This is a genomic window from Vibrio sp. 1159 (genome assembly GCF_033340395.1).
Lineage (GTDB): Bacteria > Pseudomonadota > Gammaproteobacteria > Enterobacterales > Vibrionaceae > Vibrio > Vibrio alginolyticus.
The window spans coordinates 1-1,324 of record NZ_JAWOWL010000117.1 but is presented as its reverse complement, the minus strand read 5'-3'; the positions used below and the strand labels follow the sequence as shown (position 1 = coordinate 1,324).

At 46.0% G+C, this 1,324-nt stretch carries 2 protein-coding genes; both read right to left on the bottom strand.

What is annotated here, in order from left to right; translation table 11 throughout:
• Positions 1 to 226: 226 nt before the first annotated feature.
• Positions 227 to 904, bottom strand: coding sequence for a response regulator (locus tag R7127_RS26305; RefSeq protein ID WP_025636273.1), 678 nt, complete (start codon positions 902 to 904; stop codon positions 227 to 229).
• On the bottom strand, positions 901 to 1,324 hold a 424-nt coding region (locus tag R7127_RS26300; RefSeq protein ID WP_318148694.1), incomplete at its 5' end, for a sensor histidine kinase. The genes R7127_RS26300 and R7127_RS26305, both read right to left, overlap by 4 nt.

Genomic DNA, 1,324 nt, shown 5'->3' with positions numbered 1-1,324 from the left:
CAGTTTGCGATGAAAGGTTAGCAAATTTGGAACATGTCTATCTCGAAGCCGGCGATCATGAAACTCTGATTAAGCTGGATAGAAAGGCATTTAAAGATTTGATGAACGACTGCAAATACTTAAGATTCAGCAGTGAAGTTCTGCATTAAACTTGCCAAAATATGTCGACATTTCGTGAAAAAGGCTCTTTCAACAAGAGCCTTTCTTTGTGCTTTATCTCAAACACTTAGCTTTCTGAGACTAACTTATTGCGATAAACCCGAGTCGGTCGCCCTACTTTCCCGTGTTCTAAAAATGCCACCAACTCACCTTGCTCAACGGCTTTATCCAAATAACGACGAGCCGTGCTCTTACTGATGGTTAAGCTTTCCGACACACTCAATGCGGTGTGCTCGACATGCACGTGCGTAAACAGGTCCACCACCTGACGGAACATAAAAGGATCTAAACCAGCCAAATCCGTTGGCGTGCCTTTTCCAAGATGGAACAAATCATCAAGCTGCGACTGTCGAAAACTCTCTTGGCTACGCACATGGTTTTTGACCTTTGCGAAACGGAGCAAGCTTTCGGTTAGTCTTGAGTAATCAACGGGCTTGACGAGGTAATCAAATGCGCCGAAACGATGGGCTTTTTGAACCGTAGATGCGTCATTGGCCGCCGTGACCAAAATGCATTCTGGTTTCTGGTCGCTCTCTAACCATTGATAAACCAGCTCGACACCTTGCCCGTCTGGCAAGTAGTTGTCGACGATGACCAAATCCGGCTTAGTATGCGTCACTAGCTGCTGGGCAATGTGAATACTGCCGGCAATACCGACGACTTGATATTGTTCCACTTGCTCGATGAAATGGTGATGAAGCTCTGCAATGTTGGGATCATCTTCCACTATGACTACTTTTATCATCCTAACTCCTTGGGGAAATAGATCGTAAACGCGGTTTCTTGCTCGTCACTGTCCAACTCCATATGCCCATTGCCTTGCTCAACGATGGAACGTACAAGGTACATGCCTACTCCATGATCGGCTTTGTTTTGCTTAGTGGTAAAGCCCAATTCGCACAACACATCAAACTCACTCTCGATCAGCGGGCCATTGTTCGAAACCTGAATAGTGTACTCACAAGCCGATTCTGAAATACCGATGTGTACGTGACCGTTCTCTTGTCCTTTTACCGCTTCCAAAGCGTTTTGAGCTAAATTGCCAATCAACCCACACAATTGTTCTTCTGACAAACGGCGAGACAGTGCGCTCAAATCACTTTGGCAGTCAATGCTCAGTGCCACACCCAGTTCGTTGGCTTTGCTCGCCTTTGCCAAAATCAAG

Coding starts and splice junctions, on each gene's coding strand:
- R7127_RS26305 (WP_025636273.1), bottom strand. CDS start 904: ATGATAAAAGTAGTCATAGTGGAAGATGATCCCAACATTGCAGAGCTT.